24 protein-coding genes are annotated in these 24,687 nt (G+C 59.8%); 7 read left to right on the top strand and 17 right to left on the bottom strand.

Going from position 1 to position 24,687, the window contains the following annotated elements; all coding sequences use genetic code 11:
* Both GA0061100_RS32750 and GA0061100_RS32745 read left to right on the top strand, forming a co-directional pair.
* Positions 1–308, top strand: a 308-nt coding sequence (locus GA0061100_RS32750; RefSeq protein ID WP_075857034.1) for an IS5/IS1182 family transposase, incomplete at its 5' end; no start/stop codon positions are given.
* Positions 309–350: 42 nt separating this feature from the next.
* Positions 351–884 (top strand): hypothetical protein, encoded by a 534-nt coding sequence (locus GA0061100_RS32745; RefSeq protein WP_143525604.1) that lies wholly within the window; start codon positions 351–353, stop codon positions 882–884.
* 409 nt (positions 885–1,293) lie between these two features.
* Here the strand turns inward: GA0061100_RS32745 and GA0061100_RS32740 are convergent, their stop codons facing one another.
* The 3 genes from GA0061100_RS32740 to GA0061100_RS32730 all read right to left on the bottom strand — a co-directional run bounded on the left by GA0061100_RS32740 (position 1,294) and on the right by GA0061100_RS32730 (position 3,665).
* Entirely contained in the window at positions 1,294–2,070 is a 777-nt protein-coding gene (locus GA0061100_RS32740) for a molybdopterin-dependent oxidoreductase (protein WP_075857032.1), read from the bottom strand.
* Positions 2,067–2,927: a cytochrome b/b6 domain-containing protein gene (locus tag GA0061100_RS32735; RefSeq protein WP_075857031.1), complete on the bottom strand. Its 861-nt coding sequence runs from the start codon at positions 2,925–2,927 to the stop codon at positions 2,067–2,069. The genes GA0061100_RS32740 and GA0061100_RS32735 overlap by 4 nt, the downstream gene beginning before the upstream one ends.
* A gap of 126 nt (positions 2,928–3,053) precedes the next feature.
* Positions 3,054–3,665, bottom strand: coding sequence for a hypothetical protein (locus tag GA0061100_RS32730; protein ID WP_075857030.1), 612 nt, complete (start codon positions 3,663–3,665; stop codon positions 3,054–3,056).
* Positions 3,666–3,925: 260 nt separating this feature from the next.
* Between GA0061100_RS32730 and GA0061100_RS32725 the strand changes: the two genes are divergently transcribed.
* The 3 genes from GA0061100_RS32725 (at position 3,926) to GA0061100_RS32715 (ending at position 6,259) form a co-directional block, all read left to right on the top strand.
* On the top strand, positions 3,926–4,483 hold the full coding sequence (locus tag GA0061100_RS32725; protein ID WP_075857029.1) for a sigma-70 family RNA polymerase sigma factor: 558 nt from the start codon (positions 3,926–3,928) through the stop codon (positions 4,481–4,483).
* Positions 4,470–5,111, top strand: coding sequence for an NrsF family protein (locus GA0061100_RS32720; RefSeq protein WP_075857028.1), 642 nt, complete (start codon positions 4,470–4,472; stop codon positions 5,109–5,111). Before GA0061100_RS32725 ends, GA0061100_RS32720 begins: the two co-directional genes overlap by 14 nt.
* A gap of 167 nt (positions 5,112–5,278) precedes the next feature.
* Positions 5,279–6,259, top strand: coding sequence for an SDR family oxidoreductase (locus GA0061100_RS32715; RefSeq protein WP_075857027.1), 981 nt, complete (start codon positions 5,279–5,281; stop codon positions 6,257–6,259).
* A 302-nt stretch (positions 6,260–6,561) separates the two neighbouring features.
* Here the strand turns inward: GA0061100_RS32715 and GA0061100_RS32710 are convergent, their stop codons facing one another.
* The 10 genes from GA0061100_RS32710 to GA0061100_RS32665 all read right to left on the bottom strand — a co-directional run bounded on the left by GA0061100_RS32710 (position 6,562) and on the right by GA0061100_RS32665 (position 17,828).
* On the bottom strand, positions 6,562–7,041 hold the full coding sequence (locus GA0061100_RS32710; protein WP_075857026.1) for a hypothetical protein: 480 nt from the start codon (positions 7,039–7,041) through the stop codon (positions 6,562–6,564).
* 537 nt (positions 7,042–7,578) lie between these two features.
* On the bottom strand, positions 7,579–9,003 hold the full coding sequence (locus GA0061100_RS35045) for a hypothetical protein (RefSeq protein WP_208621610.1): 1,425 nt from the start codon (positions 9,001–9,003) through the stop codon (positions 7,579–7,581).
* Between the two features lie 282 nt (positions 9,004–9,285).
* Complete coding sequence (locus tag GA0061100_RS32700; protein ID WP_075857024.1) at positions 9,286–10,731, bottom strand: aldehyde dehydrogenase; 1,446 nt, start codon at positions 10,729–10,731, stop codon at positions 9,286–9,288.
* Between the two features lie 27 nt (positions 10,732–10,758).
* Positions 10,759–11,544 carry a coniferyl-alcohol dehydrogenase gene (locus tag GA0061100_RS32695; protein ID WP_075857023.1) on the bottom strand — a complete coding sequence of 262 codons (786 nt, stop codon included), beginning with the start codon at positions 11,542–11,544 and terminating at the stop codon, positions 10,759–10,761.
* Between the two features lie 39 nt (positions 11,545–11,583).
* Positions 11,584–12,603 carry a branched-chain amino acid ABC transporter permease gene (locus GA0061100_RS32690; RefSeq protein WP_075857022.1) on the bottom strand — a complete coding sequence of 340 codons (1,020 nt, stop codon included), beginning with the start codon at positions 12,601–12,603 and terminating at the stop codon, positions 11,584–11,586.
* Complete coding sequence (locus GA0061100_RS32685) at positions 12,600–13,496, bottom strand: branched-chain amino acid ABC transporter permease (RefSeq protein ID WP_075857021.1); 897 nt, start codon at positions 13,494–13,496, stop codon at positions 12,600–12,602. Before GA0061100_RS32685 ends, GA0061100_RS32690 begins: the two co-directional genes overlap by 4 nt.
* A complete protein-coding gene (locus GA0061100_RS32680) occupies positions 13,493–14,221 on the bottom strand; it encodes an ABC transporter ATP-binding protein (RefSeq protein WP_075857020.1) in 729 nt (242 codons plus the stop codon). Before GA0061100_RS32680 ends, GA0061100_RS32685 begins: the two co-directional genes overlap by 4 nt.
* Positions 14,218–14,985, bottom strand: coding sequence for an ABC transporter ATP-binding protein (locus GA0061100_RS32675; RefSeq protein WP_083961510.1), 768 nt, complete (start codon positions 14,983–14,985; stop codon positions 14,218–14,220). The genes GA0061100_RS32680 and GA0061100_RS32675 overlap by 4 nt, the downstream gene beginning before the upstream one ends.
* Positions 14,978–16,294, bottom strand: coding sequence for an ABC transporter substrate-binding protein (locus tag GA0061100_RS32670; RefSeq protein WP_075857019.1), 1,317 nt, complete (start codon positions 16,292–16,294; stop codon positions 14,978–14,980). The genes GA0061100_RS32675 and GA0061100_RS32670 overlap by 8 nt, the downstream gene beginning before the upstream one ends.
* 82 nt (positions 16,295–16,376) lie before the next feature.
* A complete protein-coding gene (locus GA0061100_RS32665; RefSeq protein WP_075857018.1) occupies positions 16,377–17,828 on the bottom strand; it encodes an aldehyde dehydrogenase in 1,452 nt (483 codons plus the stop codon).
* 245 nt (positions 17,829–18,073) lie between these two features.
* Between GA0061100_RS32665 and GA0061100_RS32660 the strand changes: the two genes are divergently transcribed.
* Positions 18,074–18,973 (top strand): helix-turn-helix transcriptional regulator, encoded by a 900-nt coding sequence (locus GA0061100_RS32660; RefSeq protein ID WP_075857017.1) that lies wholly within the window; start codon positions 18,074–18,076, stop codon positions 18,971–18,973.
* 29 nt (positions 18,974–19,002) lie between these two features.
* On the opposite strand, the gene GA0061100_RS32655 is transcribed toward GA0061100_RS32660, so the two are convergent.
* A complete protein-coding gene (locus tag GA0061100_RS32655; protein ID WP_075857016.1) occupies positions 19,003–21,159 on the bottom strand; it encodes an acetate--CoA ligase family protein in 2,157 nt (718 codons plus the stop codon).
* A gap of 13 nt (positions 21,160–21,172) precedes the next feature.
* Complete coding sequence (locus GA0061100_RS32650; RefSeq protein WP_075857015.1) at positions 21,173–22,012, bottom strand: p-hydroxycinnamoyl CoA hydratase/lyase; 840 nt, start codon at positions 22,010–22,012, stop codon at positions 21,173–21,175.
* Positions 22,013–22,403: 391 nt separating this feature from the next.
* On the opposite strand from GA0061100_RS32650, the gene GA0061100_RS32645 reads away from it, so the two are divergent.
* A complete protein-coding gene (locus tag GA0061100_RS32645; RefSeq protein WP_244558018.1) occupies positions 22,404–22,808 on the top strand; it encodes a MarR family winged helix-turn-helix transcriptional regulator in 405 nt (134 codons plus the stop codon).
* Between the two features lie 69 nt (positions 22,809–22,877).
* On the opposite strand, the gene GA0061100_RS32640 is transcribed toward GA0061100_RS32645, so the two are convergent.
* Positions 22,878–23,864: a PDR/VanB family oxidoreductase gene (locus GA0061100_RS32640; protein ID WP_075857013.1), complete on the bottom strand. Its 987-nt coding sequence runs from the start codon at positions 23,862–23,864 to the stop codon at positions 22,878–22,880.
* A gap of 79 nt (positions 23,865–23,943) precedes the next feature.
* Positions 23,944–24,687 carry a GntR family transcriptional regulator gene (locus GA0061100_RS32635; protein ID WP_075857012.1) on the bottom strand — a complete coding sequence of 248 codons (744 nt, stop codon included), beginning with the start codon at positions 24,685–24,687 and terminating at the stop codon, positions 23,944–23,946.

Below are 24,687 nucleotides of genomic sequence, written 5' to 3'. Positions count from 1 at the left end.
ATAAGGGTGCTCGCCTTGTCCTGGAAGCCTTGCCACCTGCCAAAACACTGATTGCTGACCGAGGCTATGACAGCAACGCGTTCCGGGAGGCCTTACAGGCAAAGGGCATCGAACCCTGCATTCCATCCAGCCGAAGCAGGAAGGTCCCGTATCCCTACAACAAGGGGCTATACAAGAAACGGCACAAGGTCGAGAATCTCTTCGCCAAACTCAAGGACTGGCGACGCATCGCAACCCGTTACGATCGGTGTGCCCATACCTTCTTTTCAGCCATATGCATCGCAGCAGCCGTCATCTTCTGGCTATGAGTTAACGAGTCCTGAGCCTAGACGCCAGATTATAGAGTTGCCTTGAACAGTGGCCTTGCGACGGCTCTGAAAAGAATTAAGTTTCGGCTTATGGCAGTTTGGCAGTTTGTTTGTGACCTTCTTCCGTCTTCAGCCGCGAGAATAGACGGAGTGATTGCGGCGCGCATGAGCCGCGAGCAACTCGATGGTATTGAACTAGCGTTTTCCCCATCGGCCGTTAGCGCGATTTTCGAACGCGTCTGCCTGTTGTTACCGGAAAAGCAATCTTGGTATCCTGATCTTAGAATCTGGGGTGACGAGAAAACCGACGACGTGCAGATCGGCGTTCGTGAAGCGCAAATTGAAGGTGTACAGTTTCGGCTGAACGTTGCCGACCTCCGCATGCCGTTAGTGGGAGATATCTGCTTGCTGGCACGTGACTTCGAATGTGTCTTAGCGACGCGAGGAGGCGCTATTCTACGGCCGTACAGCGAGTCTGTCGTGCGAGCAATCATGCAATCAGACGCTGCTTGCTATGTACGAAACCCGGAGGGATACCTCCGCGAGGCTATTCAGCGGGACCCAGAAACCAAATGACCGTCCGCGCGCATCACTCGTTCATCGTTTATGAGTTCACAACCTAGTTTCATGCCTTAAGAAGAGACTGCGGATCGGTGTGAGGTTGGCCCTCGGCACGATAGAATGTTTGGATATGGCACAAAATAGCTCTTGGATAAAACAAGCCTAGATATGCTCATATCTTCATGATCTGCAGCCTAGGATTTTCGTAAGAAGCGGCCAAAGATATTTGGCACCGCCGGGCGTCCTTGAGCACACGTTATCTGATATCAATATATGTTTTCAAAGAGCTATCGTCTTAAAATAGCGGGTCAGAAGTTCATATCCGTTCAAGAACGACGCTAAATATTGCGTGCTTGAGGTACGCCTATGCCACTGATATCGTCTACGGTCGCCGCGCCCAATTATCGACGTCTGGCATGACATCTCAAATGCCGGCATACCATTCGTAGCCACGATCCTCCCAGAACCCGCCATTGCCGCCCCAGAGATCATCAAACCGATCGCGGATTTCGATGCGCATGACGTATTTGGCGTGTTTGTAGCCAAGATGACGCTCGACCCGCAGGCGCAAGGGGGCGCCGTGTTCGACTTCCAGATCCTTGCCGTTGAGTGAGTAGGCGAGGATCGACTGCGGATGAAAGGCGTCGATCAGGTCAATACTCTCGTAGTAGCGGCCACTGCCATCGAGTGTCTGTTCCAGTTCATCGGCACAATAGAAGACGGCATAGCGAGCCCCTGGCTTCAAGCCGGCGGTCTGCAGGATCAGCCCAAGAGGAACGCCCTGCCATTTGCCGATGGCGCTCCAGCCTTCGACGCAGTCGTGGCGGGTAATCTGGGTGCGAGAAGGCAGCTTCTTCAGGTCGGCCAACGAAAATTCCATCGGCCTATTGACCATGCCGTCGATCTTGAGCCGCCAGTCGGCGAACTTAGTTTCGACCATCTGGACATATTCGGCGCTGTTTGGTTGAGTTGATCCATTCGGATGGAAGCTCGGTGAAATGTCCGCGTCGGTATATTCCCGGGCAAGCGTTTGGGGAGAAACGATGAGCCTTTGCGTGCCCATGGTTAGCCGCTCAGCCAGAGCGAGCACCTTCTGCACGTGTTGGTTCTGAGAAATGTCATCGCATCCGGTCAGGCCCACGGCGCCAAGGCTGGCGGCCGAGCCGATGAGAAAACGGCGGCGGGTGAAAACGGAACTCATCGATTGGCCTCCTCGTTGATGATCGCATAGCGGCCGGTCACCATCGAATGCATGTTGTTCCAAAGACCGGAGAGAAGGACCATCGCGATATGAACGACGACGAAGGCCACTAAACTCCAGGCGGTGATGAAATGAATGGAGCGGGCCGATTGGCGACCACCGAAAATATCGAGCAGGAAGGGGTAACCAGCGTCTATTGCGGGTGACATGGTCAATCCCGAACCGATCATCAGCGGCAGCAGGATGAAGATAACGATGAGATAGGTCAGCTTCTGCAACGCATTGTAGCGCCGCGCCTTTTCGCCTTTCGGAAAGCGCAGGCGGGCGTGGTCCTTGATTTCATGCCAGATATTGCCGGGAGCGATCTCCTCACCCGTCGGCGCCAGGTCGCGGCGGAAGTGACCACCGATCAGGCCATAGGCGAGATAGACGAACCCGTTGATGACGAACAGCCAGGCAAAGAAGAAATGCCAGCGCCGGCCAGCCGCAAGATCCTGGTAGCTGGGTATCGTCGCCCAGGCCGGGAATGCGCGGGGCATCATTTCGCCGTCGGCCGTGGAAGCGCCGAGTATGCCGGTGGTGGTGATCGACAGACGGCCAATGCGCAACGTCCCGGTGACATTGTCGCCATCCTGATTGCTGGCGATCTCGAACCAGGATGGATCTTCAACGGCGCCGTAATTGCCCCAATGCAATTGCGGGTCGGCGTTGAAGATCTGCATGCCGCTCATCAGCAGCAACGTCAGACACAGCACGTTGATCCAATGGGTCATCCGCGTGAGAACCGAATGACGGCGAATGAATATCTTGGCGGGGGGAGATGGCGGCGCGGTGCCGATCTGCTCGATGCTTGCCATGGATGGTTCTCCTGACTGTCGCCGGGAAGCGGCATCTGAAATTACATGCTGCGACGATGTCGCTGTCCGTGAGGTTGCCCGGATGCCATCGGCAACCGGGCAACCCATGATGTCGGCATGGATGCGTCACATTGGCGGAATGACGCCGTTTATGCCGACCAGAACACGGTCGGATTCAACCGTGTTGTCTCCAGCGGTCGTGCCGTTGATGATGACCCCGGCGCCGGGTTTGATGTCGTCCTTCGTTGCTGTGCCGAAGGTGACGACCGGTGTGCCCGGCGGGATCGAGATCTTCTTCTCGCCGCCCTTGTAGGTGAGCGACAGGGTGGGACCGTTGACCGAGGTGACGGCGCTGGCAACAGTCGCATTGGTCATCGAGCTCTTCGGCTTCAGATCCCAACCGTAATCGCCCTCGCCGGTGCCCTTCATGGCGGCCGGAAAGATCAGCACTTCAAGCGCGCCGTTGATGCCGCTGTCAGTCGGAACGGAAGCGATGCCGACGAAATCCCCGGGCTTGATGTCTGTCACGGAGGCGTTGACGATGCCGTTGACGGCCCACCCGGACTTCAACTTGATCGTCACATCTTTGCCTTCGCGCGATTTGACCATCAGCGTATCGCCGTTGAGGCTTTCCACGACGCCGCGAACGCGCGCCTTGTCGGCAGCATGCGCGGATAATGTGGTCATCGCGCCGAGCGCCAGCGTCATACCCATGATCTTCAACTTCGTGAGCGACATTCTGCTCTCCATATCTTCGATCTTCTCGACATGATCCCCATCCGGCTATCTGGAGCGGGTAGGGTGATCGCTTTGGAAACGGGGCAATCCGTAAATGGCGTCGTGTCGATAGCACCGGATTGCCCCTTAATTCCGCCCCCTCATTCGACGCCTTCGCGAATGCGTTACAGAGATCACGCCGTTGTGATCGCAAGAAAGGGGACAAAAAATTCGGATGAGGATGTAACAAGTAGCGCCGATCAACGAATGACTGCCCGTGAATGACTAAATCAGTGTCGGAACAGGTCCTGAGAGGTTTGATGCTTCTATCGCTTGACGGCGATGAAGCTGCATACAGGCGCTTGCTCGTCATTCTGCGGGATCTGCTTTTGACGTTTTATCGGCGGCGGCTTGGGTCCAATGCCGATCGCGATGCCGAGGATCTGGTCCAGGAGGTGCTTTTGGCAGTGCATGGCCGGCGCATTACCTACGATCGGGATCGACCGTTTACCGCATGGTTCTTCCAGATCGCGAAATACAAGCTGATTGATCATTTCCGGGCAAATGGCCGCAAGAAGGGCGTTGAAATTGCGTTGGAAGACGAGATCGCAGGTGAATTTCGGGAGGAGGCGCTGTTTGCACATCTCGACGTCGATCGCCTTCTCGATCAACTGCCCGCCAAGCAGAGGGAGCTTTTGCGGCAGGTGAAGATCGCCGGAAAGACCACCGCCGAAGCCGCGATCGAGACCGGGCAGTCTGAAGCAATGGTTCGTGTCAGCATTCATCGCGGGATGCGTGCGATTGGCCGCAAGCTGGGTTTTGCCAATGACGAAAAATGATGAGTTCATCGAAGCTCTGGTGAGCGACCTCACCCCGGTTCACCGTCATGCGTTGCGAATGCGGCTTGCAGTTGCGATCGTTGTCGGCGTCATCGGTGCGGCTGCTGCCTTGCTCATTTCGATCCCTTTTCGCCCGCATCTGCATCAGGTGACGGTCGCGGCGTTCTGGGTGAAGTTTTTGTATACCGCCATCTTGATGAGCGCGACGATCGTCGCTCTTGAGCGGGTTGCGCGACCCGACGGTTCGACTGGCAGCATGGGTCGGGTCTTGGCTGTGGCGTTCGCTATCGTTGTGCTGCTGGCGGTCGTTCAGCTCGCACTGTCGCCGGCTTCATCCTATCCCGGTCTCATCGTCGGATACTCGGCGTCCTTTTGCCCGTTCCTGATCGTGGCTTTCGGCATTCCGGCTTTTTGCGCCAACATGTGGTTTCTCAGGCGTGCCGCCCCCACGCGTCCGGTGCTTGCCGGCTTCGTGGCGGGTGCTTGCGCCGGGGGCGTCGGCGGCTGGGTATATTCCTGGGCCTGTGTCGAAAACGGTATCCCATTCATCGCCATATGGTACACGCTCGGCATCCTGCTGAGTGGGCTGTTCGGAAGCCTGGCCGGCAAAGTGAGCCTGCGCTGGTAGCTTCCTTTTCGCCAGCCGACTGGCCCACGCACGCTGCCGATCTGAAGCCGCACCAGTTTTCTGACGGTGATGGTCGTCGCAAGAGCGATCAAGGGGAGACGATAAGGCTTTTTCGCGTTATGAATGGTAGTCATTGATCCTACCAATTAGACGCCGAGGTCCTTCACATGGCTTTGAACGTGCTTTTCATTGGCGGTACCGGCCAAATCTCATATCCCTGCGTCGAGCGTGCTGTTGGCGAGGGACATCGCGTCAGTGTCTACAACCGCGGTCTGAGGGGCGACCCGTTGCCCGCAGGGGTGACTTCGATCACCGGCGAACTCGGATCGGCTGCCTATGCTGATCTCGCCAAGGCCAATTATGACGTCGTCTGCCAGTTCATCGCCTTCACGCCCGATCAGATCGCGCGCGATATCGAGGTGTTTGCGGGCCATTGCGGCCAGTATATTTTCATCTCGTCGGCTTCGGTCTACGAGAAGCCGGCGTGCCATTATGTGATCACCGAGAAGACGCCGGCGATCAATCCCTACTGGCCCTACAGTCAGGCCAAGATCGCCTGCGAGGAGCTGCTCATGGCGTCAAAGGGGCTGGCCTGGACGATCGTCCGTCCCAGTCACACCGTCCGCACCGGCCTGCCGATCATGATGGGCGACAGCGATGTCATGGCGAGACGCATGCTGGATGGCGAGCCCACGATTGTCGCGGGTGATGGCCACACGCCGTGGACACTGACGCGCTCGGTCGATTTTGCAGTGCCTTTCGTCGGGCTTTTCGGCAAGCAGGCAGCCCTCAATGAAATCTTCCACATCACGTCCGATCGCGCCCATATATGGGATGATATTCAGAAGGCGGTCGCCAGATTGCTGGGTGTCGAGGCGAAAATCGTCCACGTGCCGACGGATACGCTGATCAAGTATAATCCGGATTGGATAGGCCCCTTGGTCGGCGACAAGGCCTGGACCGCGATCTTCGACAATTCGAAGGTCAAGCGCGTTGCCGGCGACTTCACCTGCGCCGAGAACTTGGAAGAAATCCTCGCCGAACCGATCATGCATTTGAAGCGTCGCCTTTCCAAAAATCGTCCCCCAAAGGGTGAGCTCGATGCTCTGATCGACAGAATTTGCGCAGCGCAAGGCGCTTTGGGATAGGACAGGCATCTCTCGAGTGCTGCTTAGGGCTCTGCCTGCTGATTACCAGCTGAGAATGATCCACTTGCGCATTTTACGACTACCTGCTGCGCGCTCATAATTTATTGAAAGAGTTGGTTTTGTTTGCTTCTGTAAGATCGGATTGAAATCCTCACATCCTGGCAGCAATTCGACCGCCTTCTGGAACGGCTCCCATGTCGTAACGGAATGATGCAACGGACATTCCCGGGCTGGTCACAACGAACTTGTCGATATTCTGGCGCGCAATGCGGCACGCTCTGTGATGACTCAGCCCGCGGCTCTCAGTCGCAGTGCTTCGGTGCCTCAAGCGTCTTCACCATCCTGTCAACCAGCGGCCCGAACCGCTTTTGTTGCGCTGCGGGGTACTCGAATGTGAAGTTCCCCATTGCGTCATCGCAGAGCGCGATTTGCCGCATGTAGATGATCCGGTCGCCCTTGATTCCCGAAAAGCTCGCCCATGATGAACCCCGCTTCTCGTAGGTGAACTTCCATCCGTCCTCGGTCTCGAACTTCTTCCGAAGGTCACTCTCCTGGCTGAAGCCGCCTTCCGTCAGATAGTTGCCCCAGACCGATAGCTTCGCCGTCCCGTCGGCGCTGTTGAGACCAATTCCGTCGCCGTTGTCGGGCGTCTGAACCGTTTTGAAGTCTGCTGGAAGGTCGATCGCGTACCCGAAGCGGCCGTTTTCGTACAGTTTGAAGTCCGCGGCAACAACCGACGTGGCGAATACACATGCGGCCAAGATGATGGAGAAGCGATACATGGCAGCCTTCTGATGTGTCTCGCGTCAGAGGAAGTCACGAACACCGACCGGACGTCAACAGATATCATGCCATCTCAAGGGCGTTGTCCCGGAATCACACGAGATCTTCGTCGGCACGGACGAAGCAGTCTGGCGTAAACGAGCTGCATAGCTTCACTGGGATCCCGTGATCGAATATATCGGCCGTGATTTGCTGGGATGGGCAACAGTCTGTTATCGCGACGTTGAATAGCTACGGCGCGAACCGGAGCCAGTCTTGCGCGGTGTCGTGAAGTAGATCTTGGCACCAAATATTGTAACAGGTATTTGATATAATTAGAGGATTTTGCTCAAAAGTCGATATAGCTGATTCGATCCCCGTAGGTGCTTATCTCTTCAAGCGCTTTGTTTAATTAAAGCTGCCGGAGTGATTGGTTTATAATCTTTTGCTAAATATTGGATAATTTCCGGCCGGTGTGAGCGCTTAGCATACCATTTCGGCCGGAGCCAAAACCTACCCAACAATGGGATCCAAATCGCTATGAGCGGCATGACAATTCAGGTTGCGCGCAAGAAGAATTCAGTTGGAGTCTTGCCATGCTTCCCGGTTGCTGACCGGTGGTGTGGTTCATCCGAATGCCTCTGGTTGTCCGCTATCAGCATGTCGTCATCATCCAACCGCTCGACGACTAGGTAAACATGGTCGGGTCCGGGAGGGTCTGGATCCAGATCGTAAGTTACTCCGACGTCGCCGGCTTGCTGAGAGTGGATCTCAATGCGCTGCCAACCCCGCTTTTCAAGCAGTCGCGCCAGATTGCCTGCTCCGACAGTCATCTGAATGTCGATCCCGGACTCTTGCAGGAGCGCGCTTAGGTGCGCGGCGCATCCGTTGTGCGGGAATTCCGGCAAAGCTTTCGAAGCGGTTTTCCAAGCTTTTGCAAGTCCCTGCGCCGATTTTCCATTGTCGATCAGTTCGGGGATGTGGACTATGTCATTAGAGGGGCTAGCCCCCTCGATCGATGCGGCTTCTTCCGCGATTACGACGTCGTAAGGTTTGAATTCTTTCCGAAAATCCCGAACGTGCCGGTCGGCCAGCTTGGATCCCGAATCCGCATAGCTTTTGAGCTTTTGGTAGAAGATTTTCGTTACCTTGCGGAAGCCGAGGTATACCGGATGAAGTTCGTTTGCCCACTCGTCTCTGGCAAGTGTCCCTTGTGTATTGATGAGGTGATAATTGTTCCCCTCGACTGCCTCAAGGCTTAGGAGCATTTTTCGAAATTGCTGTAGAGCATCCTTGGCTATACGCTCTCCGTCGGTTTTCGACCAGTTATTGAGATCGAGAGCGGGCTTCAGCCATGGCCCGGCACACAAGGGATGCACGTAGCTTGGAATCGGAAAATCGTAGTCGTGACCGAATATCGGGACTCCCGGAGCGTATCGGTCTCTAAGTTCGAAGAGCGACAGGTAGGATTCCTTCACAATGCCAAGGGTCTTCGCAAATCGATCATCATTCAGACCGGAATTCTCGCCGTTGTTGAATTCAAGGAACATTCCAAATCTGCCAACGACGTCGTTTCCTCCGGCCGACACTAAGATGCCATGCGGCTTGCCTCCGATCCAGTTGGCCCCGTCCCTAAGTTGTGCAATCATTCTCTCTTGTTTCGGCCCTGACATCATATCGGTGGACGCATCGCCCCAGTGGGCAAGGTTCAACACCGTTACCGGATGTGTCCCATAGGTTTGAAGTTGGAAAATTACGTCGGTCTGTTGGAGGGCGGGACCGTTGTTCAACAGCGGATAGTCGAACCAGGAATCTCCCACGGACATCATGATGAAGGGCGGTGCTATCGCCTTCGCGGAAAGTCGCGCGGCAGCCTGTCTTCCGGCTGAAATTCGCGCGATTGTCTTTTGGTGCTCCTTGATGCGCTCACTAATGTCCGCATCGATCCGATCTTGCAGATTGTCGATCGGTAACTTATCCATTGGCATCGCCGCTCCTCCGATGCTTTGGGCACAGCCTGACCGGATACTGCGTCCAGGGGATTAACAGATCAATTCCCTCTTAAGCGGTAGATCAGTTGGCACTCGATCCTCTTAAGATTGTTGGACGTTAATAAATCCGATCTGAAACGATTGACGTCGCCTGAAGGGCGCGAACGTCCTCCAGGCACTGAACCATTTCATTAATCGTCACGTTCCTACGATCCTAGACCGTCTTGACGACGAACTCCTCATGTGTCGCGATCGTGGGCGCTGCCGTGACCCTCAGAAGGGATAGTGCTGGGCGGGATCCTCGATCGTGATCCACCGAAGATCGGTAAATTCGGCGATCGCCGCCTTGCCGCCAAAGCGGCCGTAGCCGCTGCCCTTGACGCCGCCGAAGGGCATTTGTGCCTCGTCATGCAGGGTTGGGCCGTTGATGTGGCAAATGCCGGACTGGATGCGGCCAGCCACGGCAAGCGCGCGCTGCACATCGCGGCTGAAGACGGCGGACGACAGGCCATATTCCGTATCGTTTGCGACACGCACCGCCTCGTCCTCATCCGCCACGCGGATGATCGGCTTCACCGGACCGAAGGATTCTTCCGAATAGACGCGCATGTCAGGCGAGACGAAATCGAGCAATGTGGCTTCGACCACTGTGCCGCTGCGCTTGCCGCCGGCTACCAGCTTGGCGCCCTTGGCCTGCGCATCGGCAATCAGCTCTTCCATCTTCTTGGCTGCGTCCAGGCTGATCAGGGATCCGAGAACCACATGGCCGCGCGGATCGCCGGCAGGCAGGGCGGCCGCTCGTGCCGCAAGCTTGGCGACGAAAGTGTCCGCGATCGCCTGATGCACGATGATGCGCTCAGTCGACATGCAGATCTGGCCCTGATGCATGAAGGCGCCGAAGATAGCCGCGTTGACCGCGCCGTCGATATCCGCATCCTCAAGTACGACGAGCGGCGCCTTGCCGCCGAGTTCCAGAAGAGCGGGCTTCAGATGCTTGCCGCTGAGCTCCGCGATGATCTTGCCGACCTTCGTCGAACCGGTGAAATTGACACGGCGGATGGCTGGATGGGCGATCAGCGCTTCCACGATGCCAGGCGCATCTTCTGGGGCATTGGTAATCACGTTGATGACGCCAGCCGGCAGGCCTGCCTCACTCAGAGCAGTCGCGATCAGCCGCTGTGTGCCGGGGCATTGCTCGGAAGCCTTGAGAATCACGGTATTGCCGCAGGCAATCGGCATGGCAATGGCGCGTGTCGCCAGGATCACAGGCGCATTCCAGGGCGCGATAGCAAGGCAAACGCCGGCTGCCTGACGCACGCCCATGGCGAGCGTGCCGGGCTTGTCGGACGGGATGATCTCGCCGCCAATCTGCGTCGTCATGGCGGCTGCTTCACGCAGGATATTTGCAGCGAGCATGACGTTGAAGCCCGCCCAGGGCGCCGTTGCCCCCGTCTCCTCCATCATCAGCTTGGTAAACTCGCTGACCTTGGCGTCCATGATGTCTGCTGCCTTGGCCAGGATCGTGCGGCGCTGCCCAGGGCCTGTGCTCGACCATGCGGAAAAGGCGCTGGAGGCCGCCTCGATCGCGGCGGCGACATCCTCAGGTCCTGCCGCCGGCGCCGTGCTGGCGATCTCTCCCGTAAAGGGATCGCGGCGGTCGTAGGTGCGGCCGCTCGCCGCCGGCTTGTCGACGCCGTTGATGAGAAGGGAAATGTTCATCTCTTGTCTCCTGATGAGGATGGTATTTCAAAAGCCGAGCACGTCGGCATTGATGGAGGCTTCCAACCCGCCATCAACCGGCAGGTTGGCGCCGTTGATCCAGCGCGCGCCGTCCGAGCACAGGAACAGGATGGCGGGCGCGATATCAGCCGATGTGCCGGCCCGGCCGACGCGCATGATATCGCTATCGACGCGGGCATCGCCGAGTACGGCACGGAATTGTTTCAGGATCGGCGTCTCGACTGGACCGGGGCTGACGGCGTTGACGCGAATGCCACGATCTCTGAAGAGGTGCTGATGCGCTGCGCGCATCGTCCAAAGCAACAGCAGTTCCTTGGAAAGCGGATACCCCTCTTCGTTCTTCAGTCCGTGCTCGCTGACCAGAGAGGCCACATCCGGAAAACCTTCGATTGTCGTCAAGCTCTTGGCCCGCTCCAGATTGGCGCGCCAGCCATAGCCAGCGATCGAGGCGACGTTGACGATCGCCCCACCTTCGCGCAGCCGCGGTGCAACGGCTTCCGAAAGGGCACGCAGGCCGTAGAAATTGACCGCCAGTGTCGCCGTGACGCCGGTGTTTCCCGAGAGGCCGGCGACGTTGGCCAGCGCATCGATGCGGTTGGGCAGTTGCTTGACGATGTCCTCGACGCCGGCGGCGGTCGAAAGATCACCTTTGATAAAGGAACTGATGCCCGAGGACGGTTCCCGGACATCGATGCCGATGACGTCAGCCCCCATTTGCCCCGCAAGCTCCGCGGCACGCGCGCCGATGCCCGAGGCAACGCCGGTAATGAGGATGGTCTTGCCAAAAAGCATGATTTCACCTTTCTCATGAAATGCAGCGAACGCTCGCCGCTACTGTTTATCCTTGACGAGATCAGAAAACGTCAGCCGGTAGCCCACGGGCAGGAGCTGTAGATCGAAGCGCCGTTCAATTTCGCCCCAGAGGCCGCGCGGCAAATAGAGGGAAAAGAGCACAGCAGTCGCGCCGAGGCCGACCAGATACCAGACCCCCGTTCCGCCGAAGACAGTCTCGATGACGAAGAAGAGAATGGCGCCGAGGATCGCGCCCTCGAACTTGCCGATGCCGCCGACCAGCACCATGAAAATCATGTAGGCGGTCCACTGCACGCTGAAATAGGTCTTGGGCTGGAAGGTGACAGCCGTTGCCAGCCACAGGCCACCGGCAACAGCAATGCCGAAGGCGGCGAGAACAAAGAGTAAGCGTTTCGTCGCCGCGACGCGGACGCCCACGGAGGTTGCCGCATCCTCATTATCGCGGATTGCCTGCATGGCCGCCCCTGCGCGGCTGCGCATGACTGCAAAGAGCGCTCCGAGAAGAGCAATCATAGCTGCCAGCGCCAGCCAATAGATCGCCAAGCGCCTTGTGCCGCTGTCATAGGCGTTCAAGGAAATTAGCGAAGTTCCGGTTTCTCCCTGAATGAGCCGATCGAGATTGACGAGCAGATGGGCAAGCTCGGCCAGCACCCACATGCCGATGGCAAATTCGCCTCCTTTCAGCCGCAGCATCAGCCAAGAAAGCGGTAGTGATATCGCGCCGGTGACGACTGCGGCAACGATGAGCGAGACGAAGGGATCGAGCCCCGCATCTGCCAGACGAATCGTAAAGTAGGCGCCAAGGCCGAAGAAGACCTGCTGGCCGACAGAGACGAGACCGCCGAAACCCGCCAGCGCATTCCACATGGCCGCCAGGATCACGTAGATGAAGAGAGCCGTCATGCGATCGGTGACGCCGGCGCTGGCGATGGTGGGCACAGCGGCGAGAAGGCCGATGGCCACCATCATTGCAGCCAGGGTCATTCGCGAGGACGCAGTCCAGCGCTCGACGGAAATTCCAGGCGCGATCGTACTCATGATGGGCTCCGAAGACGCGTGCGGATTTTACCGAGGCTCAAGAAGCCGAACTGGTGCAGCCGCACGAAAAGAACGAGAAGGAAGGCGATATGGCCGCCGATCAGAAAGCCCTGCGGATGGATCTGGGCGCCGACCGACTGCGCCAGCCCGAGCACGATGCCGCCGAGCAAAGTTCCCCAGAGCGAACCGGCACCGCCGATAACGGCTGCCTCGAAGGCAAACAGCAGCTGCGGTCCGCCCGAATAAGGATTGAAGGTCGCCCGCATGGCCAGAAACGCGCCGGCGATGCCGACCGTGACCATTGTGATCGCGGTCGCGACAGCGTTGACGCGGCGTGCATCGATGCCGACGAGGCCCGCGGTATCCGCATCCTCCGCCGTGGCGCGGATGGAGCGGCCGATGGCGAAACGACTCAAGAAGAACTGCAGTCCGCCGATGATGACGATTGCCGTCACCATCATCAGGACGGCAAGCTTGCCGACGAAAACGTGACCCGGCAGTTGCCAGGACGCATAGGAGAGATTGCCGATGAAGGGCGCAAGCGAGCGCGTATCCGCCCCGAATTGTTCGAACAACAGATTATCGATGACAATCGACAAGCCAAAGGTCGTCAGGATCGGCAAAAGCGTACCGCCGCGCGCGCTGCGCTCGAGGACGAAGCGCTGCAGAAGCCAGCCGATGATTGCCATGACAGGTAACACGATCAGCAGGCCGATGAAGGGCGGAATGCCGAGTTTCGCCGCCAGCAGCCAGAGCCCATAGGCGGCAGCAACGGCAAGGCTGCCATGCGCGAGATTGATGATGCGCATGACGGAGAACATGAAGGACAGGCCGCAGGCGATCACGGCATAGTAACCGCCGAGCAAAATGCCTTGAATGAGGGTGTTGCTCACGAGGCGCTCCTCTCTGTTGTCGCCCGATGCAGGCCGAAATAGGCCCGTGTCACCTCCTCGCGCGTCACGCCACTCGCCGGCCTGTCGAGCACGATACTGCCCTCCAGCATGCAAATGACACGGGTTGCGACGCTCATGGCACGCGCCAGATCCTGTTCGACGAGCACGATGGTCGTGCCCGAAGACAAGAGCCCTTGCAGTTGCTGATAGACGCGATCGACGACAAGCGGCGACAGGCCGAGGGAGACTTCGTCGAGCAGGAGAATGTCGGGATTGCTCATCAGCGCCCGCCCGATCGCCGTTGCCTGCTGCTCACCACCCGACAGATGGCCGGTCTTAGCATGCCGCCGCGGCTTCAGGTTTGGAAAGGCATCGAAGACGCGCTCGACCGTCCACTCACCCTTGCGGCCGGCGCTGGTGCCGAGCAACAGATTTTCTTCGACCGTCATCTGTGAGAATAGCCGTCTCCCCTCTGGAACGAGCGCAATGCCCCTGGCGATACGTTTATGCGAGGGAACGGCCGTGACATCTTCGCCGTCGAGCAGGATCTGGCCGGCATCGGGCAGATGCGCACCGGCGATAGAACGCAGCAGCGTCGTCTTGCCCGCGCCGTTCGCGCCGACGAGTGCCAGCACCTCTCCCTTGGCAAGATCGAAACTGGTGCCGCGCACCGCCTGCAGCAGGCCATGTCGGACATCGAGATTGCGAACGGAAAGAATGCTCATGTGGGCGTTCCCCCAAGATAGGCGCGCACCACTTCGGCATCGCTCATGACCGCGTTCGGATCGCCATCGGCGATGATCTTGCCCGCATCCATGCAGATCAGCCGTTCTACGACCTGTAACAGGATGTGCACGATATGCTCGATCCAGACGATGCCGATGCCGCGCCGCCGCAGTTCGAGAATGGTGCCGACGAGTTCGCTTGCCTCGCCATCCGTCAGCCCGCCACCGATCTCGTCGAGCAGCAGCAGGCGCGGACCGGTCGCAAGCGCGCGGGCCAGCTCCAGCCGCTTGCGATCGAGCAGGCCGAGCGTGTCGGCGCGGCGATTGGCGACGCCGAGCATGCCGCAGAGCCGTAGGGAATCGACAACGCGTTCATAGGCCTCGTCACGGCTCGATGTCTTGCCATGCGAGGCGGCGACGAAAACGTTCTCGAATGTCGTCATGCCGCTAAAGGGTTTGGGAATCTGATGCGTCCTGACCAGGCCCGAGCGGCAGCGGTCGGCGGCTGTCAGCGCAGTCACGTTGCGGCCGTTAAAGGTGATCGTTCCGGCATTTAGCGGAAAGGCGCCGGCCAGTGCGCTCAGCAAGGTCGTCTTGCCGGCTCCGTTGGGGCCGACGATGCCGACGGCATCGCCGTCTCCCATGGAAAAATCGAGGTTTTCTAGGACCACAAGCGCCCCGAAGTGCTTTTGGATCCCCTTGGCCGAGAGAAATTCCCCTCCCGGCCGATGTCCTTCTTGTCCCTGCACGATCGCTTTACCCATTGTAAGCGATGAGTTTGGCGTCGACCGGGACGTTCGGATCGGTGGCGTGTTCGGTCACGACATAGTCGAGCGCGAATTTCGAGCCGGCCGGTGCCTTGACCCATTGCGTGCCGATGATCGGTCCGGGGGAGACATTGGCGACAGGACCGCTGGTAAAGTCCACCTTGCCGGCAATCGTCGTCGTCTTCAGCGTGCTCAGAGCTTTGGCAACGGCCTCCTTGCTCTTCGCATCCGAGGCGGCTTTGAGCGCATCGAACCCGGCATCGATAAGCGACAGGCTCGCGCCAAGCTGCTGCGTCCATTGCTTGCCGCTTGCCGCCTCGTAGCCGTCAGCAAGCTCAGGTCCGGAAACGCCCGTCAGCGACGACTTGTAGGGGAAAGCCTTATGCCAATAGGCGGCGCTGGCGAGATTTACGCCGAGGTCGCCGAGCGCCTCGATATCGGACGGAAACAGCCCGGTCTTGGCGACCTGGCAGATCTTGATCTGCTGGATGAGACCCTGCTGTGCCGCCTGACGCCAGAAGGCCGCAAAATCCGGCGGGATGGGAAAGGAGTTGAAGATCTCGACGCCTTCCTGACGGAAGAGCGCGATCTGGGACGAAAAATCAGTGGTCCCAGTCTCATAGGCGCCGGGATCGACGATGGTGAAGCCGGCCTTGGAAAGCGCCGGCGCCAGGTTGGCGCGGATCGCATTGCCATCGGCATCGTTCGGATACATGACACCGACCTTCTTGTTGGTCTCGATCAGGTTCCATTGCGAAATATAGGTTTTCAGGAATTCGCCGACGCCGAAGCCGAAGTGATAGGTCCACTTGAACGGTGATGGCGCACCGGGCTTGGCGCCGCGCCCGAAATACCAGGCCTCCCATGGCATGACCGTCGACAGGCACGGCACGCCCGCCGCCTCGCAGGCATCGGCGACAGGATTGATGGTTTCAGGCGTCGAGACCGCAAGCATCAGGTCGATCGCCTGGTTGTTGATCAGATCCTTTGCCAACTGGCCGGCCCGCGATGGATCGGACTGCGTGTCGCGGTCGAGGATCTCCACCTTCCACGTCTTGCCGCCCGCCTTCAGCCCGGCCGCCAGCGCCTTGCGCGCCAATTCCAGCACATAGCCGTCTGTCTCGCCGAAGCCGCCGAGCGGGCCGGTGCGCGGGCTGATAAAGCCGATCTTGAGCGTATCGTCGGCTGCAAATGCTGCCCGCCCGCCAAGAGCCAGTGCTGCACTACCTGCAGCCGTAGCCGCCATGAACGAACGTCGCGTCAGCGATGCAGCGTTGATATTCGTTTCGATAAGATTGTTGGTCATGCAGTCGTTCCTCCCCTTTTGCGAGGCCCTCTCGCCCCGATGCTTCTTCTTCAGCCTTGCCAGTTGAGTGCGGTAATGCGGCTCAGATCGGATAGTGACGCGTGCTGGATGCCAGCGTGATCCAGCGCAGCTCGGTGAATTCGTCGATCGCGGCCCTGCCGCCGAAACGGCCATAGCCGCTGGACTTGACCCCGCCGAAGGGCATTTGCGGTTCGTCGGAAACCGTCGCCTCGTTGATGTGGCAGATGCCGGTCTCGATACGTTTGGCAACGGCCAGCGCCTGGTTGATGTCGCGGCTGAACACTGCCGAGGACAGTCCGTATTCGTTGTCGTTGGCGATAGTGATGGCCTCCTCGACACTGTCGACACGGATGATCGCCGCCAGCGGTCCAAAGCTTTCCTCTCTGTAGAGGCGCATGGCGGGCATCACGTGATCGACAACGGTCGCATCCACCAGCATGCCGTTCGCATGCCCACCGCAGACGACGACCGCTCCCTTCTGCAGGGCATCGTCAACGAGCGCCCTGATACGCCGCACCGCTTCTGCGTTGATCATGGTTCCGAGCGGCGTGTTTCCTTGACTTGGATCTCCGGCCACGAGCGTTGCGGCCTTCGCCTTGAATTTCTCGACGAATTCGTCAGCGATCTCCTCGAGCAGGATGATGCGTTCCGTCGACATGCAGATCTGGCCCTGGTTCATGAAGGCGCCGAAGGCGGCGGCGCGGACCGCCTCGTCGATATCGGCATCGGCAAGCACGATGAAGGGCGCCTTTCCGCCGAGTTCGAGCAGGCAGCGCTTCAGATGCCTTGCCGACGTCTCGGCAATGATCCGCCCGACGCGCGTCGAGCCGGTGAAGTTGATCCGCCGCACCGCTGGATGGGCGATCAGGGCCTCGACGACGGTGGCGGCATCCTTAGGAGCATTGGTGATGACATTGACCACACCCGGCGGAAAGCCCGCCTCGCGCATGACCTCTCCGATCAGGCAATGTGTCTTCGGGCAGAGTTCGGAAGCCTTGAGCACGACCGTGTTGCCGCAGGCAAGCGGCATGGCGATCGCCCGCGTACCAAGGATGATCGGTGCGTTCCAGGGTGCGATGCCGACGCAGACGCCGGCGGGCTGGCGCACCGCCATGGAGACGTTGCCGGGAATGCCTGAGGGGATGAGCTCACCGGCGATCTGCGTGGTCATCGAGGCCGCCTCGCGCAATATGTCGGCGGCAAGATCGCAATTGATCCTGGCCCAGAGGGCGGTTGCCCCGGTCTCTGCGATCATCGCCGCTACGAAATCCGCCGATCGCGCTAGAAGAACGTCTGCCGCCCGATTGAGCATGGCGCGGCGTTCACCCGGTCCCAGTTCTGACCATGCGGGAAAGGCAGCTGCCGCGGCGTTGGCCGCCCGCGCTGCGTCCGATATCGAGGCCGCCGGCGCGATGGTCGCGACATCGCCGGTCGCCGGATCAAGGCACTCGAAAGTGGATGCATCTGACGCATCCACCGTCTCGTCATTGATCAGAAGCTTTGCCACAAACATCGCGATCGTCCAATCCTCCGCAGGTCTTTCCCTCAAACGCATCAACGGGAGAAGGCGTGCACAGACACGCGTGGCCAGGATAGGGCCTCGCAATCGGCATCTGTTGTGTGGAGTCCTCCTCCCAGAGGCTCATGAGATGAGACTACGCCATTGCAATTGGGAAGGAATGTGTTTTTCTGGGTTAATATTGTAATTATCTGGCATTCCCGGCAACGGTATCGCGGTGCCGGCAGGAGGAGAGCTTCATGGTTTCCGACGGTGGCATCCATCACCATGCACACGGCGAGTGGCGGGAACCATCGCTGTCGCACCGGACGCTTCGTTTCCAGAAAGGCATCTATGCCGATTTCCACCATCTGTTTCTGCTTCAGGCTGGAACGGCTGCCTTGTTGTTCGAGCCGGAGGAGCAACGATCGCTGCAAGGCCCGGCGCTTGCTTATCTGCCACCGCAGGCACGGTGCGAGCTGCGCATGGCTGCGGGTGCCGCAGGCTTCCTGATCGGCGCGTCGCCACAGATCATGGTGGACGCGATCGGCGACCAGGCGGAATCCTATGCGCTGCGGACTTTCAGCGAGCGGCCCTGGCTGACGGATGAGCCGAGGCCGCATGCCGTCGAAGAGACGCAGCCGCTGGTGGCGGGCTTCGTGCGAGAGCTTGGCGATCCCTCTCGCGCCTCTTGGATGGTCATCTCCGCCTATTTGCGGCTGATTCTCATGACGCTGTGGCGCACTGGCGGCAGTGAGGCGGCAGAGCAGCGTGGCCGCGGCGGCGGCGCCTCGACCCTGCAGCGATACCGGCAATTGGTGGAGATCTGGTTCCGGCAGCACCGGCCGATCAGCGATTATGCGCGAGAGCTCGGCGTCACCACCGACCGCCTGCATTCCATCTGCAGCAGTGCGCTCGCGCGCTCTCCCGTACAGCTCCTGCATGAGCGCGTCGTCCAGGAGGCGAAGCTGAGGCTGGAACGCTCCGCCAGGACCGTCCAGGAGATTTCGGATAGTCTTGGATTTCGGGATCCCACCTATTTCAGTCATTTCTTCAAGAAAAAGACCGGATTTTCACCCGCCACCTATCGCGATTTCGCCAGGAAGGCGGAAGTCGCCCGCAGCGACATGCTTTCGTCGGGCTATTCGGACTGGCCGTGATCAGATTTCGGCCAGACAGGCTTTGCAACTCAGGCATGGGTGGGTTCGGCTGCGGCCAGCATCAAGGCATCCAGTGCCACCGCACCTTCGCCGTCGGGATAGATCACGACAGGATTGAGGTCTATTTCCCGGATCGCCGGCTCGGCCAGCAGCAGCTGGCCGAGTGTGGCGATGATGCGGGCGGCGGCATTCACGTCGAGCGGCGGCGAGCCGCGGAAACCCCGCAGCAAAGGCGCGTTCTTCAGCCGATGTAGCTCGCGGATGATAGCGTCATCTGGCAGATCGGGCGTCAGGATGCGGACGTCCCCAAGAATCTCCGCCGTAACGCCGCCGAAGCCCGCGAGGATCACAGGTCCCCAATCCGGATCATTGCGCGCGCCGATGATCAGCTCGATGCCGCGTTTGCCCATGGCTTCGATCAGCACGCCGTCCAGGGCGAGGCCTGGGCGATGGCGCGCGATATCGGCATGCAGCCGGAGCCAGCCCTCCTTGAGGCTGGTTGCGTCCACCAATCCGATAACGACGCCACCCGCATCGCTCTTGTGGCTGAGATCGGGCGATTGCGCCTTCAGCACCACGGGATACCCAATCGCGGCAGCTGCCGCGAGGGCTTGTTCAAGGGTTGTTGCCAGGCGGCCTGCAGGAAAGGGAATTCCGAGTGGCGCCAGGATTTGCTTGGCCTGATATTCGGGAATGACACCTCCCTGCGAGGGGAGGCCGGCAATCGCGACCGGTGCCACGGTGCGGGTGGCGATGTCGCGAGCCGCGAATGCGTCAATGCGTTTCAGCGCTCGGAAGGCCCGTTCGGTCGACGGGAAATAGACGATGCCGAGCGCCCGCAACTGCGCGATATAGTCCGCCGGGATGGGAGCACCCTCATCGAGCCCGGCGAAGATCAGCGGTTTTGCCGGCTTGCGCTCTCGCACCGCTTTCAGGATCGGCGGCAGCTTGATGGCTGAGGTGACAGGGTCGGTCTGGATGATGCAGGCGACAATGCTAGCAAAACGGGTATCGTCGAAGAGGGCGGTGAGCGTTCTGTCGTAAAGGTCAGGCTCCACGAGGCCCTGTGCCGTCAGATCCAGCGGGTTGCTGACGCCCACGAAGGGCGGCAGGACGGCGCGCAGCGCCGGCGCGGTCTTATCGTTAATCGGAGGAAGATCCAGCCCAAGCTCCTCACACAGATCGAGCGTCAGCGCCTTGAACGCGCCGGATTCGCCAAGCACCGCTGGGCCTCCAGCCGGAAGGGCCGGGCACCGCAGGGCGATCTCGGTGATGTCACCAAGTTCCTCGAGCGTCTCGGCCAGAATGACGCCGGCACGCGCGACCTTGGCGCGCATGACCTGATAGTCACCGGCCATGGCGCCGGTGTGGGTTGCGGCGGATTCACGCGCCGCACTGCTCCGGCCGGGATGAAGAAGGACGATCCGCTTTCCCTTCGCATATGCTTTGCGCGCCGCGGCAAGGAAACGGACTGGCTTGCGGAATTGTTCAACGATCATCGCGATGACCTTCGTGGAGGCGTCCTGCACCAGAAACTCCACATAGTCTTCGACGCCGCTTGCGGCTTCGTTGCCGGTCGAAATGGAATAGGAGAGGCCCAGATCGCGGCTGGCGAAGGTCACGCCAAGGACGGCAGCCATGGCACCGCTTTGCGACACGATCGCAATGCCCGGCCTGGCGCCGAGTTCCTCTGACGCAGTTTCGATGAAGGTCAGGGGGATGCGGTCAACATGGTTGACCATGCCGAGGCAGTTCGGCCCCTCGATCACCATTCCCACCTCGGCCGCTATGCGGGTGATCTCGCGTTGATCGGCCAACCCTTCCTCACCGCCTTCGGCAAAGCCTGCCGAAAAGATTACCGCCGCACCAACACGACGGCGGGCAAGCGCCTCGATAGAGGGAAGCACGGCTGCGCGCGGCACGGCAAGAACGGCCGCATCCACGCCGTCCGGCAGGTCATCGATCGAGGCGAGGCAGGGCCGTTCGCCGATCTCGGTCCGTTTCGGGTTGATCAGATGAATGGCACCGGCATAGTCGCTGCGGTCGAGATTGGACAATACCGAAGCGCCAAGCGCGCCGGGCTTGTCGGAGGCGCCGACGATCGCCACCGATCTTGGACGCAGCAGCCGTTCCATCGAACCGCTGGGAAGAGCCGATGGGCGCGCGCTAGTGGTCTCGACCGTCATGGTAGGGCGCTCCTCAGGCCTGCTGCTTGGATTTGTCATAGGCCCCAAGACCGGGCTTGTAGGTCTTGTCGTCGATGAACTGCTTGATACCTTCCTTGCGTCCCTCGTTATCATAACTGTTGGCCGCTTCCTGGGCGCGGACGAGGTAATCCTCCGCATTGTCGTAGGTCATCTCCCGCACGCGGCGAATGGCATCCTTGGTGGCTTTGAGCGCGACAGGGTTCTTTTGCAACAGGATGTCGGCGACATCGGTCACGCGCGCCTTCAACTGCGCAAGCGGCAGGGACTCGTTGACGAAGCCCCATTCGGCCGCCTTCCTGCCGCCGATGTTCTCGCCGGTCAGCGCGTGGTACATGGCGTTGCGGAAGGATGTGAGCTCGGTCGCCACCTTGGCGGCGCCACCGCCGGGCAGAATGCCCCAGTTGATCTCGCTCAGTCCGAATTTGGCTTCATCGGCGGCAAAGGCGAGGTCGCAGGCGAAAAGAGGCCCGTAACCGCCGCCGAAGCACCAGCCGTTCACCATGGCGATGGTCGGTTTCTGATACCAGCGCAACCGGCGCCACCAGCCATAGCTCTCACGCTGTGCCTTACGCGTACCCTGTAGACCGTGAGCCTCGGTCTCGCGGAAATATTCCTTGAGATCCATACCTGCTGACCAGGCCGTACCCTCGCCGGACAGAACCAGTACACCGACATCGGCCCGAAACTCGACCTCGTCCAGAACCTCCATCATGCGCCGATTGAGCGTGGGGCTCATGGCATTGCGTTTCTCCGGGCGGTTGAAGCTGACCCAGGCGATACCGGCTTCAACGACAAAGGCGACGGTATCTTTTTCGGGATGTTCTGTTGTCATGATGCTGTCCTTCTTGCCGTTTGGGCTTGCACATCAAAAGGGAACCGGCCGCAAGATCGCGACCTTGCATTGAATACAGTAAGCCTCACCAGGGTCTGGCGAGCCTCGGTGAAATCCAAAATGAGACGCCTCACGCCAGCCGGCGCGAATGCGCAGAAAGCTGTTGCGTCGTTGATCAACGGATCGCGGCGCCTCTGCAGATATCTAAAAGAAATTCCTCCAATACCGGCATATGACCTCCTTACCGGTAATGTTATGTCTCATAGCATCGTTTGATTGTTATGTGCAATAGCATTATACGCGGATTATGGATATCGACGCCCGCACTTCGAAATTGAACGACCCGCTCGAGACCCTGCTTGGCTATCAGCTGAGGAGGGCGTCCAATGTGATGATGGCTGACCTGGGCTCAAGGCTTCAGGCAATCGAACTCAGGCCGGTCGAAGCTTCCATTCTGACGCTGATCGATGCCAATCCCGGCTGTACCCAGAGCGATCTCGGACGCAGCCTCGGCATCCAGCGCGCCAACATGGTTCCCTTGATGCTCGGGCTGACCAAAGCCGGGCTTGTCGACCGGGCTCCGGTTGGCGGCCGATCGCAGGCTCTTCGCCTCACGAGGACCGGTATGGAGAGGGTGGAGACGGTGCATGCCATCATCGGCGCACACGAGGCGCGGTTTCTGCGCCTTTTTGCGCCCGAGCTGCGGGAGGCAGCGCTGGAAGTCCTGCGAAGTATCCGGCAAGAGGGCGAAGGGGCCTCGCGCGAGGATAAGCTGGAGCTCCCGACCGGCGGTTGATCGGCTAAAACCACAATAGCCGGCTGTCGCGGCACTATTTATGCTACTCATCTTCCGGAGGTGCTTGGATTATTCTGCCGCTGGGAGGTCGGGGCGATAGCCGGTGTCGATGACGATCCGTCCGCCGCAGGCCCGCGAAACGCAGGCGCACATGCGTGAATTTTCCTGCCGCTCGGCTTCAGAAAAGAAAACATCGCGGTGGTCGATCACGCCATCGGCTTTCACGATGTTGACGGCACAGAGGCCGCATTCGCCGCGGCGGCAATCGAAAACCATGTCGACGCCGGCCTCCACCAAGACGTCGAGCATGGATTGGTCGGCCCGAACCCGAACATGGGCACCGAGCTTAGCGACTTCGACATCGAAGGCCTGCTCGACAAAGCGGCCGTTATCGCCAAAGACCTCATAACGCAGGCGGCTCGTCGATCGTCCGCTTTTCTGCCAAGCCTGCTGCGCTGCCTCCAGAAGGCCGAGCGGGCCGCAGATATACGCCTCGCCATCCGGCGGCAGGGCTGCAAATTCGGAGTCGAGATCGAGAGCCTCGCCGTCATCCTGGGCAAAGACCTGCAACCCGTCGCCGAGCAGCGCGGCAAGTTCGTCGAGGAAGGCCATCTGCCGACGGCTCTTCGCGGCATAGGCCAGCCGGAGCTTCTGCCCGCGCGAGGCAAGTGTTTTCGCCATGCCATAGATCGGGGTAATGCCGATGCCGCCGGCAATCAGGAGATAGCGGGAGGCGCGCCAGGAAAGCTCGAAGCGGTTCTCGGGCTCGGTCAGTTCCGTGTCATCACCCGGCTGTAGCTGCCAGATGAACACCGAGCCCCCGCGGCTGTTTGGGTGACGCTTGGCAGCGATCGAGAGCGTGCCCGGCGGTCCAGGCAGAACGGTATAGGTTCGGATCACTGGTTCGCCGTTGATCCGAACCTTGATATTGGTGTGCGAACCAGGATCAAAACCAGCAGGCAAGCCTTCGACGGCAAAGGTCACCGCCCGTACATCCTCGGCTATCGTCCGGGTCTCAACGACCCGCGCCTTGCGCCACTCCAGTCTGGACCGCATATTTCCCTCCCTTTGATGGATCTCCATGATCTGCCGGTTATCCGCTACAAAGGCCTGTCCCCAACGGGCCTCTTCCGCTTCAGCCGGACATCAGTGCCAGCGCTAGCACCTTGCTGCGCAGGTCTGGTTGTTCTTCCATGACGAAATCCAGGTTTTGACGCGCCAGCCGTGCATGTTCACGCGCCAGCGCTTCGGCGCGCGCGCCTTCGCGCAGTTCGATCGCGGCAATGATCGCCCTGTGCTGTGTCTGGGCGACCACCAGCGTGCGTTGAAAGGCCGGTACGTCCGCTTCCGTGTTGACGAATGCATTGGGGCTGGCAAATGGCAGGCTGGTGATCCGCTCGATCTCTCGGCTCAGGACATCGCTGCCGCATAGGGCGGCGAGTTGGCGGTGAAAACGTTCGTTCAGCATTTCATAGCGCCCGAAATCCATAGCACCCGGTCCAGGCTCGACGACACCGTCGAGATTGGCGACCACGTCCGAAATCGCCTTCAGCTTTGCCGGTGGCACGCCGCGTTCTGCTGCCAGTCGTGCGGCTGTACCTTCGAGAACACCGCGAAGTTCTATGGCGTCGATTACGTCTTGGCGGCTGAAGCTGCGGACCGCATAGCCGCCCGAGGGGATCATGACGACCAGCCCTTCCTGTTCAAGCTTCTGCAGGGCGGCACGTAACGGCGTACGAGACACCTTCAGCCGGGCGGCGAGCGCCACTTCTGAAAGCCGCTCTCCAGGCAGCACCTCGCCTTTGAGCACGAGATCACGAAGGCCGGTCAGGGCCTTTGCCGTCTGCTGTTTGGGGGCGCCGTCCTGTTCTGCCGTCAT

Origin of the sequence: Martinezella hainanensis (genome assembly GCF_900094555.1) — a bacterium.
GTDB lineage: Bacteria > Pseudomonadota > Alphaproteobacteria > Rhizobiales > Rhizobiaceae > Rhizobium > Rhizobium hainanense.
The sequence above is the reverse complement of the archived record's forward strand: the minus strand, read 5'-3'. Positions and strand labels throughout refer to the sequence as shown.

Bases quoted from the DNA above. Each gene is read 5' to 3' on its own strand.
- GA0061100_RS32740 (WP_075857032.1), bottom strand. From the start codon at position 2,070: ATGAGTTCCGTTTTCACCCGCCGCCGTTTTCTCATCGGCTCGGCCGCC.
- GA0061100_RS32735 (WP_075857031.1), bottom strand. From the start codon at position 2,927: ATGGCAAGCATCGAGCAGATCGGCACCGCGCCGCCATCTCCCCCCGCC.
- GA0061100_RS32730 (WP_075857030.1), bottom strand. From the start codon at position 3,665: ATGTCGCTCACGAAGTTGAAGATCATGGGTATGACGCTGGCGCTCGGC.
- GA0061100_RS32725 (WP_075857029.1), top strand. From the start codon at position 3,926: ATGACTAAATCAGTGTCGGAACAGGTCCTGAGAGGTTTGATGCTTCTA.
- GA0061100_RS32720 (WP_075857028.1), top strand. From the start codon at position 4,470: ATGACGAAAAATGATGAGTTCATCGAAGCTCTGGTGAGCGACCTCACC.
- GA0061100_RS32715 (WP_075857027.1), top strand. From the start codon at position 5,279: ATGGCTTTGAACGTGCTTTTCATTGGCGGTACCGGCCAAATCTCATAT.
- GA0061100_RS32710 (WP_075857026.1), bottom strand. From the start codon at position 7,041: ATGTATCGCTTCTCCATCATCTTGGCCGCATGTGTATTCGCCACGTCG.
- GA0061100_RS35045 (WP_208621610.1), bottom strand. From the start codon at position 9,003: ATGGATAAGTTACCGATCGACAATCTGCAAGATCGGATCGATGCGGAC.
- GA0061100_RS32700 (WP_075857024.1), bottom strand. From the start codon at position 10,731: ATGAACATTTCCCTTCTCATCAACGGCGTCGACAAGCCGGCGGCGAGC.
- GA0061100_RS32695 (WP_075857023.1), bottom strand. From the start codon at position 11,544: ATGCTTTTTGGCAAGACCATCCTCATTACCGGCGTTGCCTCGGGCATC.
- GA0061100_RS32690 (WP_075857022.1), bottom strand. From the start codon at position 12,603: ATGAGTACGATCGCGCCTGGAATTTCCGTCGAGCGCTGGACTGCGTCC.
- GA0061100_RS32680 (WP_075857020.1), bottom strand. From the start codon at position 14,221: ATGAGCATTCTTTCCGTTCGCAATCTCGATGTCCGACATGGCCTGCTG.
- GA0061100_RS32675 (WP_083961510.1), bottom strand. From the start codon at position 14,985: ATGGGTAAAGCGATCGTGCAGGGACAAGAAGGACATCGGCCGGGAGGG.
- GA0061100_RS32670 (WP_075857019.1), bottom strand. From the start codon at position 16,294: ATGACCAACAATCTTATCGAAACGAATATCAACGCTGCATCGCTGACG.
- GA0061100_RS32665 (WP_075857018.1), bottom strand. From the start codon at position 17,828: ATGTTTGTGGCAAAGCTTCTGATCAATGACGAGACGGTGGATGCGTCA.
- GA0061100_RS32660 (WP_075857017.1), top strand. From the start codon at position 18,074: ATGGTTTCCGACGGTGGCATCCATCACCATGCACACGGCGAGTGGCGG.
- GA0061100_RS32655 (WP_075857016.1), bottom strand. From the start codon at position 21,159: ATGACGGTCGAGACCACTAGCGCGCGCCCATCGGCTCTTCCCAGCGGT.
- GA0061100_RS32650 (WP_075857015.1), bottom strand. From the start codon at position 22,012: ATGACAACAGAACATCCCGAAAAAGATACCGTCGCCTTTGTCGTTGAA.
- GA0061100_RS32645 (WP_244558018.1), top strand. From the start codon at position 22,404: ATGATGGCTGACCTGGGCTCAAGGCTTCAGGCAATCGAACTCAGGCCG.
- GA0061100_RS32640 (WP_075857013.1), bottom strand. From the start codon at position 23,864: ATGCGGTCCAGACTGGAGTGGCGCAAGGCGCGGGTCGTTGAGACCCGG.
- GA0061100_RS32635 (WP_075857012.1), bottom strand. From the start codon at position 24,687: ATGACGGCAGAACAGGACGGCGCCCCCAAACAGCAGACGGCAAAGGCC.